The following is an 11,913-nucleotide window of genomic DNA, read 5'->3' as shown; positions in this document are numbered from 1 at the left end:
AAATAATTCATGTAGGTGAGAATAGTGAGTACCTTTAAAAAGGAACATGTACAGGATATGTATCCTCTTTCTCCAATGCAAGAGGGAATGCTCTTTCATACGCTGACGGATCAAGATTCCAATACTTATTTAGTGCAGATGGTAGTTCCAATGCGTGGGACATTAGATATTGAGTTACTTGTGGAAAGTTTTCGTTTATTAAATGAAAGATGTGATGTATTTAGGACTACTTTTTTATATGAAAAACTCAAGAAGCCTCTTCAAGTTGTATTGAGTGAACGTCCAATTCAGATACATGTGGAGAAATTGCTTCATTATTCTAAAGAAGTGAAAAATCAGTTTGTTCAAGAATACTTAAAAAAGGATAGAAAAAGGGGATTTCATTTAACAAAAGATCCCCTGGTTCGTTTATCTATTTTACAAGCTGAAGAAAACGAATGGAAAATAATATTTAGTTTTCATCATATCATAATGGATGGATGGTGTTCGGATTTAATTTTTAATGAGTTATGTAGTTTGTATGCATCTTTAAAGAATAAAGAGATTCATTCTTTAACTAGCCATAGACCATTTAGTCAATATATTAAATGGCTAGAAAAACAAGATAGAGAGGCTGCGAATGAATATTGGAAGGTAAATTTAGATAAATTTGAAGTGATGACATCCATTCCATATATAACTAAAGAGAACGATAAAGAAGAATATAAGCTACAAGAATATAATTTTAAATTGGATGAAAGTATAACCAATACACTCAAAAAAATTGCTAGATCCCATCAGGTTACATTGAATGTTGTGTTTCAAACTATTTGGGGAATTATATTACAAAAATATAATAACTGTCACGATGTAATATTCGGAACAGTGGTGGCAGGACGCCCAACAGAAATTAGTGATGTTGATAAGATGGTAGGACTTTTTATCAATTCTATTCCTGTACGTGTCTCAAAAGAGAATAATCAATCATTTTATGACTTAATGACCCAACTACAAGAACAGGCATTAGAAACACAAAAATATGATTATTTACCACTTTCTGAAATTCAAAAACATTCAATTGGGAAAAGCTTATTTGATCATATTTTAGTTTTTGATAACAATCCAGTAAACAAAAAGTGGAAAGAAGTAATGGCTCATCAAGGGGTAGAGATTGGTGAAGTAAGAGTAATAGAGCATACCAACTATGATTTAAATTTGACTATTTCTCAAGGTGAGGAGATAAATATTAAATTTATCTACAATGCAAATGCTTTTTCTGAGGAATTGGTTCAGCAAATTGTTGGTCATATTCAAAAAGTAGTTATGGATGTATGTGATAATCCATCTATATCACTACAGGATATTTCGCTAATTACATTAGCAGAAAAGCACCACTTTTTATCTGAGATTAATAATACTAAAACTGAATATCCAGATAATCAAACGATTGCTGATTTATTTGAAAAACAAGTATATGAGAAACCAAATAATACAGCACTTGTATTTAATAAAGAAAAAATTTCTTATAAACAATTAAATGTAAAATCTAACCAATTAGCGAATTTTTTGCAAAAAAAAGGAGTTCAACCAGATGATTTAATAGGATTAATGGTGGATCGTTCTTTCGAAATGATAATAAGTATGTTAGGTATATTAAAATCAAATGCTGCGTATCTTCCAATGGATTCAGAAAACCCCATTGATAGACTTACTATGATACTTGAAGATTCTAGAACATCTGTAATCTTAGTACAACGTTCATATGTAGAGAAATTAAAAGATATTTTAGAGCAAGTGAATGGTAAGGAATTTATTGAATACTTGGTTATTGAGGATTTATTTGAGGAAATGCAAGAAGAGTCAATTGCTAATCCAAATAGAATATGCAATGCAGCAAATTTAGCTTATGTCATGTATACTTCAGGCTCAACTGGAAAACCAAAAGGTATCTTAACACAACATAAAAACGTAACTAGAATTGTAAAGAATACAAATTATATTGATATTACAGAAAAAGATACTTTGTTACAGTTATCTAATTATGCTTTTGATGGTTCTACTTTTGACATTTTTGGTGCTTTATTAAATGGGGCTAGGCTAGTCCTAATTACAAAAGAAGCAATCTTAAATATGAATAATTTATTACAGATTATAGAAGAAGAGATTACAATATTCTTTGTCACAACAGCTTTATTTAATACATTAGTAGATGTTAATATTGAAAGTTTTTCTAATGTTCGTAAGGTTTTATTTGGTGGAGAACGTGCTTCCGTGACTCATGTAAGAAAAGCACTTAAATATATGGGTAAAGAGAAGATTGTCCATGTATATGGACCTACTGAAAGTACAGTTTTTTCTACATACTATAATGTAAATGATGTAAAAGATATTTTAGATACCGTACCAATTGGTGTACCTCTTGCAAATACAGAAATCTATATTCTGAGTAATGAAAATCATATACAACCAGTAGGGGTCATTGGTGAATTATGTATCGCTGGTAACGGTTTAGCAAGAGGGTATTTAAATAATCCAAAGCTAACTGAAGAAAAATTTGTTGAAAATCCTTTTATTTCAAAGGAACGTTTATACAAAACGGGTGATTTAGCAAGATGGTTACCGAATGGATCCATTGAATTTATGGGAAGAATTGATCATCAAGTGAAATTACGAGGGTTTAGAATTGAACTTGGAGAGATTGAATATGAAATTCTACAACACAATTCGATTCAAGAAGCAACCGTTATTACTATTGAAGATTCAAATGGCGTAAAAAAAATCTGTTCCTATTTTGTAGCGGGGAGAGAAGTATTAAGTGATGAACTAAGAGATTATTTATCTAAACGTTTGCCAGATTATATGATTCCATCTTTCTTTGCCCAAATGCAATCTTTACCTCTTAATACCAATGGTAAAGTAGATCGTGGTTTATTACCGATACCGGATTGGGAAAATATAAATCGTCAAAACTATGTGTCTCCTCGTAATGAATTGGAGAGAACATTAGTGGGTATTTGGAAAGAAGTGCTGGGTATTCAAAAAGTTGGTATTTTTGACAATTATTTTCACTTAGGAGGAGATTCTATAAAAGCAATTCAAATCTCTGCTAGACTTCGTGAAAAAGAATTAATTATGAATGTCAAAGATTTATTTAAAAACCCTACAATTGCTGATTTCTCATCTCGTATTACTTCAACAAGCAAAGGTGTAAAGGAAAAGTATATAGGTGGTATTCCTTTAAGCCCTGTTCAAGAAACCTTTTACCAAAATTATTATAAAAAGAAGAGTTCTCTAGGGAAAATGTTTCTGCTGTATAAAGAAAATGGATTTCAAGAAAAAGTTGTACAAGATACATGGGAAGATTTAGTCAATCATCATGAGATGCTACGGGCTTATTTTAAAATTACAGATGGAAAAATAAATCAATTTATCGATGATGTTTATCTTGATTCGTTTGAGTTTAAAGTAACTAAATATAAATCGCAAGGAGATATTTTTGAATTTTTAGAACTGAAAAGTCTTGACATGCAGCAACAAATTAATTTGGTGAGTGGGCCGCTTATAAAATTAGAAATAATACGTACGGTTAATGGAGATTACTTGCTAGGTTGTATTTGTAATTTGCTTATAGATGATGAGTCTATTCAGATTATATGTAAGGATTTTTCAATGATATATAATCAATTGTCGCAAGGTAGGAAAGTAGAATTGCCTCAAAAAACAAGTTCATTCCATATATGGGCAGAAGAACTTAATAATTTAAGTAATGAAAAAGTGCATGATGATGAACTTAATTACTGGAAAAGTATAGTTAGCAAAAAAGAAGCTTTACGAATTGAAAGTCAATTGAATCATAGTTCAATGCTAGGGTATAAATATCTAACGCAAAAGTTATCAAAGCAAAAAACAGCACAATTATTAAAAAAAGCGAATCAATCTTACAATACAAACGTTAACGATCTTCTCCTTGCAGCACTAGGATTAGCAGTAAGTCAATGGAATGGAAATTCTCACTTGATCATTAGTATAGAGAACAGTGAACGTGAGATTTTTCTGGAAAAAATCAACTCATTACAAACGATTGGTAACTATATGGTTAACTATCCAGTGAGATTAAATATTCAGCAGGAATCGGAACTTGGCTCCTATATTAAAAGTGTAAAAGAAGATTTAAAGAGTATTCCGAAACCGATCCTTAGCTATGGAATAAGGAAAGATGTTAGAAAATATACGAATAACATTAATATACCTTATAACTTAAGTATTGATCTCACGTTTAGATACCTAAATGTTAAAAATTTCTTTGCAGATAAATTATGTTCGGAAATCAATGACTTATCGCATCTTCTAAATCTTTGTGTTGAATGTGATATAGCCGATGGGATTCTGTTAAAAGGGATTATAGCTAATGAAGTGCTATATTTGAAATTTATATATAACACTCAACGCTTCTCTCAAGAAACTGTTCAAGCTTTATCTGATTTGTATATACAAAAATTAGAAAAAGTAACTAAGCATTGTATAAATAAGGGTAGCATAGAACTTACACCAACAGATTTAGGGTATTCAGGAATTTCAATCAATGATTTAAAGGAACTAGAAGCAGAAATACAATTTAATATTAATGAATAATAGGAGGAGATTTTTGGATGTCAACCCAACAAGTAATGCAAAAAATTTATCCGTTAACACCTATGCAAGAAGGGATGCTATACCATTCATTGTTAGAAGAAAATAAAAATACGTTCCTTGTACAACTTTCTTTTGGAGTAAAAGGAGATTTACAGTTGAATCTATTAGAAAAAAGCTTTCAATCTTTGATTCAGCGGCATGATGTATTCCGTACAATATTTAACTATGACAAAGCTAAACAACCAATTCAAATTGTGTTAGAGCAAAGAAAAAATGAAGTGAAGTTTAAGGACATCACTGAACTAAAGAAAGATGATAAATTAGAGATTTTAAAGCAATTCAAACAAAAAGATAAGGAAATAGGTTTTGATTTAACTAAAGATTCATTAATTCGTCTTTCAGTGTTTAAAACAGCAGATCAGGATTTTCAATTTGTTTTTAGTTTTCATCATATTATCGTAGATGGTTGGTGTTTAAGCACAATTGTTAAAGAGCTATTTGAAATGTATCATGCTTTTTTTGAGAATCGTAACACACATTTAGAAGAAATAGAACCATATAATAAGTATATACAGTGGTTAAATAATCAAGATAATGAAGAATCCCGTTTGTATTGGAAGAACTACTTAGAAGAATTCACTGAACCAACTCAATTACCATGGCGTAGACAAAATAAAGTAAAAGGATATGCACAGGAAAAGGTTCATTTTACGATTGATAAAAATGAAACAAATAGATTAATGACACTTGCACGTAATAATAATGTGACATTAAGTACATTATTTCAAGCTATTTGGGGTATCGTTTTAAAGCGATACAATAATTCTAATGACATTGTGTTTGGCTCAGTTGTCTCTGGGCGTCACGCGAATATAAATGATATAGAGAAAATGGTTGGTTTGTTTATTAATACGAATCCCGTACGTATTCAATTTGCACCAGAAATACAGTTTAATAAACTGGTAAAGAATTTACAATTTTATATGCTAGATTCAGAAGAACATAGTCATTTTCCCCTTGCAAAAATTCAATCTGATTCAGATGTAAAACAAGGGTTAATCGACCATATTGTAGCATTCGAGAATGTCCCATTGGAAGTTGATTTCTTAGGTGGACATCAATTTGGCGGACTTGAAATTTATGATTTTGATTTATTTGAACAGACAAATTTTGATTTTAATCTTATTGTAATTCCGACTGATGAATTATCTGTGTCTTTAAAGTATAATTCTTTTGCTTATAATCATGAAGATATAGAAAGAATTGCTGGACATATTAAACAAACTGTAAAGCAAGTGCTTGAGAATCCTTCTATTAAAATTAGTGAAATCGACATTATGACTGTAAATGAACGTCATGAAATTATAAATACATTTAATGATACAAAGGTGAATTATAATAAAGAAAAGTTGTTGCATGAATTTTTTGAAGAAAAGGCAGAGGCATCTCCAGAAAAAATAGCCCTTATTTTTGGGGGAAAAGCAATGACTTATCAAGAAGTTAATGAGCGTGCTAATCAGTTAGCAAGAATGTTACGCCAAAGTGGAGTGCAAAGAAATAGTATAGTGGGAATGTTAGTAGACCGTTCTTTTGAAATGATGATTGGTATATTGGCAATTCACAAGGCAGGAGCAGCCTATTTACCGATTGATCCAGCTTTTCCGGAGGAACGAGTACAATTCATTTTAGAAGATAGTCGAACAAATGTAGTATTAACACAATCACATTTTAAAGACCATCTAGATTTAGAACAAGTATTTATTACTATAGATTATGAAATGTGCTACAAAGGGAATAGTTCGAATCTTGAGAAAATTAACTCAGCGGAAGACCTTGCTTATGTAATTTATACTTCAGGCTCAACTGGAAATCCTAAGGGAGTAATGATCAAACATTGTTCGGTAGTGAATAATATGAATTGGATGCAAAGAAAATATCCAATTACTGAAAATGATGTCATTATGCAAAAGACACCATATACTTTTGACGTATCAGTCTTTGAACTGTGTTGGTGGTATTTCCAAGGTGCAACACTTAGTTTCTTACAGCCTGGGGGAGAAAAAGACCCAGAAATAATTATCGATGAGATTGAAAGAAATAATGTAACTATTATTCATTTTGTGCCATCTATGCTGCAAGCATTCTTAGATTATTTGCAGTTTGGGGATAATCATGTAAAACGCTTAAAATCCATTCAAAAAGTATTCTCTAGCGGTGAAGCACTTACAACTCAGCATGTAAATCGTTTTAATAAAATTTGGAGAGGGAATACACAAATTACTTTATCAAATCTTTATGGACCAACTGAAGCAACTATTCATGTTTCTTATTATGATTGTCCTAAAAGTTGTGAAGTTAAATCTATTCCTATTGGAAAACCAGTAGATAATATTCAATTATATATTATTGATCAAGATCAACAACTACAACCTGTCAGTGTACCAGGAGAACTTTGTATTGCTGGGGAAGGACTGGCTAACGGCTACTTAAACCAGTTAGAGTTAACCGAAGAAAAATTTGTTTCAAATCCATTTGATCCAGACAAAAAAATGTATAAGACAGGTGACTTAGCAAGAATTTTACCAGACGGAAAAATAGAATATATGGGTCGTATGGATTATCAATTAAAAATTAAAGGTTATCGTGTAGAGATTGGGGAAATTGAAACCTATTTACATCAATATGAAGGCATTAAACAAGCACTTGTCACAATGAATGAAGATAGCAAAGGGAATAAATATCTATGTGCATATCTGGTTGTGACAGGATATTTAAATGAAAAGGATATAAAAGAATATTTAACGTTGAAATTACCAGAGTATATGGTACCTTCTTACTTTATGACTTTAGATAATTTCCCATTAAATATTAGTGGAAAAGTTGATCGTAAAAGTCTACCTTTACCAGTAATAAAAGAAGAAGTAATAGCCACATACGAGGGACCAAGAAATGAAATAGAAAAGAATTTGGTACAAGTTTGGCAAGATGTACTTGGAATCGAGCAGGTTAGTATTCATGATAATTTTTTTGCTCTTGGTGGTGATTCAATCAAGGCAATTCAAGTGACATCTCGATTACAGAAGTACCACCTTAAGGTAGCAATCAAAGATATTTTTAATTATTCAACAATTGCTCAATTGAGTCAGCAAGCTAAAACATTTCATAAGACATTCGATCAAAGTTTGGTTGAAGGAGAAATAACATTAACACCTATTCAAAAGTGGTTCTTTGAGCAACGTCTAACGAATATGAATCATTGGAACCAAGCATTTATGCTATACAGAAAAGATGGATTTACTATAGAAGCTGTAGAACAAACATTTAAGCAGATTATTACTCATCATGATGCATTAAGAATGGTTTATTCTTTTTCAGATGATTCAATTATTCAAAAAAACTTGGGTGTATCAAATAAATTATTTGATCTCAGTGTCATAGAGTTAAGAAATGAAGTAAACATAGAAGAAAAAATCGAGAAAATTGTAAATGATATCCACGGAAGTGTTAGTTTAACTAATGGGCCATTAGTTAAACTAGGTTTGTTTAAGACATCGGATGGAGATCATTTGCATATTGTTATCCATCACCTGGTTATAGATGGTGTTTCATGGAGGATTTTACTAGAAGATTTTGCAAAGGGATACGAACAAGCAATCTCTAATCAAGACATCCGTTTACAAGAAAAAACGTCTTCTTATAAAGACTGGGCAAGTACATTAATGAAATATGCAAATAGTAAAAGCTTGCTAAAAGAAATATCGTATTGGAATTCAATCGGTAAAATCGAGACTGGTACTCTACCAAAAGATAAAATTATTAGTATAAATAAAATTAAAGATACTAGTAATGTACAACTAACATTATCTTTAACGGAAACAGAAAAGCTACTTCGCAAAACGAACTTAGCTTATAATACTGAAATTAATGATATTTTTATGACAGCTCTTGGAATGACATTAGAAGAATGGACAAGAAAGCAAAAAGTTTTAATTGGTCTTGAAGGTCATGGACGTGAAGAGATTAATTCACATATTGATGTGACACGTACAATAGGTTGGTTCACTTCTATGTTCCCAGTTATTCTAGATATGTCTATGACAAGCACAATCAGCAGCAAAATTAATATGGTGAAAAAGAATTTACAAAACATCCCGAAAAAAGGGATTGGTTATGGTATTTTAAAATATTTAACTGATGAAGAGAATAAACAAAATTTCAAGTGTGAACTACAGCCAAATATCTGTTTTAACTATTTAGGACAGCTTGATCAAGAGAAAGGTATGAATGTATTTTCGATTTCTAAGTTATCAAGTGGACAAGCGCTTAGTCCTAACTCAGAAAGAGCTTATTCGATAGATATAATAGGTGCTGTAATTAAAGGGCAGTTAGTTTTTGATTTCATATATAACAAGTTTGAATATAAAGAAGAGACCATGAACAAATTAGTAGGAAATTTTGAGAAAAACTTATTAGGCATAATTGAGCATTGTATAAATCAAAAGCCAACTCAATTATCAGTGAATAAAGAAATAGATAGTAGTTTTGCATCGATTTATCCAGAAGCAAGTCTTGATTCTGAAAATGTGAATAGTCCATTCCCACTTACAGATATCCAAATGGCGTACTTCTTAGGAAGAAATGAAGAATTTGAAATGGGAGGGGTAGCTACACACGTATATACCGAAGTAGAGACTATATTCGATATGGAGCGCTTTAATAAAAGTTTAAATAAAGTGATTCGTAGACACCCAATGCTACGCGCTATTATTTTACCAAGTGGAGAGCAGTGCATTCTGAGAGATGTACCTGAGTACAAAATAGAAATTGTGGATATACGTTATCTTAATGAAGAAGAGAAACAACAGTGTATTGAACAAGAACGTAATTTAATGTCACACCATGTATTTAAAACGGATCAATGGCCACTATTTAAATTTAAGGCTTATCGAATTTCAGATGATAAACATTTGCTTTGCATGGGTAGAGACTTGCTCATTGCGGATGCAGCTAGTATGGATATCATAGGTAGCGATCTAATGAGTTATTATCATAATTTAGATAGTAATTTGCCGGAGATGGAGTTTACATTCCGTGATTATTTATTGGCTTACAAAAAGCTTAAGAAATCAGATATTTATGAAAATGATAAAAAATATTGGTTACAAAAGCTAGAAGATTTTCCTACAGCTCCCGTATTACCTTTAAAGTGTGATCCAGCAGATATTAAAATACCAAAGTTTAATCGAAAAGAAAGAATTTATAGTAAGGAAGATTGGAATAAACTGAAAAGTATATCTTTACAACACGGTGTAACTCCTTCTGCGTTATTGGCTACGATTTATGCGGAGGTACTTGCTCTTTGGAGTAACCAATCTGATTTAACAATTAATCTAACTGTATTTAATCGATATCCATTCCATAAAGATGTTGATAATATCGTTGGTGATTTTACATCTAGTCTTCTTCTAGGGATTCATTTGGAACCTCAAAGTTCTTTATGGAATAAGGCTAAAAATGTACAAGACATATTAATAGAATCGTTAGAACATAGACATTATGAAGGTGTGGAGTGTATTCGAGATATTATTAAACTCCATAATTTTGAACATGGGAAAGCGGTAATGCCATTTGTATTTACATCTGTTCTAACAGAAGAAAACCAGGCTGCTACACCTGGTTTAGAACAATTAGGTGACTTGAAAACGGGAATCACGCAAACTTCTCAGGTATATATTGATTTCCAAGCGACCCTTTTAGAAAATGAATTCTGGTTATTCTGGGATTATGTAGAAGACTTATTTGAAGTTGAAATGATTGATTCTCTATTTAATCAGTTTGCAGCAGTTATAGATGGACTAATTGAATCAGCTAGTGTAGTAGATATTAAAATAACAGAGAATGATAGAAAGATAATTGAGACATACAATGATACAGATGAAGGTATTCCTTTCACAACATTACATGCACTATTTGAAGAACAAGTAAAGCGTGTGCCAGAGGCAGTTGCGGTGATGTTTAAGGAAGAAAGCATGACGTATCGAGAATTACATGAACGTTCTAATCAAATTGCTTGTTATTTAAACGAACAAGGTATAGGACGAAATGATTTTGTAGGAGTATTAGCTAGCCGACAAATTGAGACTATTGTCAATGTAATGGGTATTTTAAAAGCGGGTGCAGCATATGTACCAGTTGATCCGGAGTATCCAGAAGAAAGAAGAAGTTACATTCTAGAAAATAGTAACTGTAAACTGATCATTGAACCTGATTTGTATGAGCTTCAAGGTATTGAGAATTACCCATCTAATGATTTTGAAAGTCATCATCATCCTAAAGACGTAGCTTATGTCATTTATACATCTGGTAGTACGGGAAGACCGAAAGGTGTTGTAATTACTCATGGTGCGGCAGCGAATACGATACAAGATATTAATCGTAAGTTTGAAGTAAACGAGAGTGATCGAATCATTGGTCTATCTTCTATGTGCTTTGATTTATCTGTATATGACGTCTTTGGATCGCTTGGATCAGGTGCAGCTTTAGTGTTGATCGCAGATCAACGTGACATTGTGGATGTTTGTCAAACAGTTGAAGAAAAAGGCATCACCATTTGGAACTCAGTTCCGGCAATTATGGAAATGATGGTCGATAACGTTGATGATAATTTTATGTACGATGGTATGAAGGTAGCACTTTTAAGTGGTGATTGGATCCCGTTAAATCTAACAGATAAGATTAAGCGTTACTTTACTAATACGCAGGTAATTAGTTTAGGTGGTGCAACGGAAGCATCTATTTGGTCCATTTATCATCCGATTAAGGAAATGAAGCCAGGAGCTACATCCATTCCATATGGTACTCCATTAGCTAATCAAAAGTTCTATGTATTAAATTTTGATTTGAACCATTGTCCAGTAGGGGTACAAGGAGAATTATATATTGGCGGAATTGGACTTGCGGAAGGCTATCTAAACGATGTAGAAAAGACAGAAGCGGCCTTTATTACACATCCGAATCTTGGAAAACTGTATCGTACAGGAGATTATGGGATACTACATCCAGAAGGAGATATTGAATTCTTGGGCCGTAAAGACCATCAGGTGAAGATTCGTGGTTATCGTATTGAACTGGGGGAAATCAGTGGGAGATTACTTGCACATGATTTTGTACAAAACGCAGTAGTAGTTGATTATTCGGATCATCTTGGTAAAAAATATTTGTGTGCCTATTATGTTAGTGATGAAGAACTAACAATGGAAGAACTACGTATATATCTGTTGCGTGAGTTGCCAGAGTATATGA

At 32.0% G+C, this 11,913-nt stretch carries 2 protein-coding genes; both read left to right on the top strand.

What is annotated here, in order from left to right:
* Positions 1–24 precede the first annotated feature (24 nt).
* Positions 25–4,611, top strand: coding sequence for a non-ribosomal peptide synthetase (locus JFL43_RS16865; RefSeq protein ID WP_200749959.1), 4,587 nt, complete (start codon positions 25–27; stop codon positions 4,609–4,611).
* A 17-nt stretch (positions 4,612–4,628) separates the two neighbouring features.
* Positions 4,629–11,913 (top strand): non-ribosomal peptide synthetase (locus JFL43_RS16860; RefSeq protein ID WP_200749958.1); only part of this gene is annotated, 7,285 nt, incomplete at its 3' end.

Origin of the sequence: Viridibacillus soli (assembly GCF_016612995.1) — a bacterium.
Lineage (GTDB): Bacteria > Bacillota > Bacilli > Bacillales_A > Planococcaceae > Viridibacillus > Viridibacillus soli.
The sequence above is the reverse complement of the archived record's forward strand: the minus strand, read 5'-3'. Positions and strand labels throughout refer to the sequence as shown.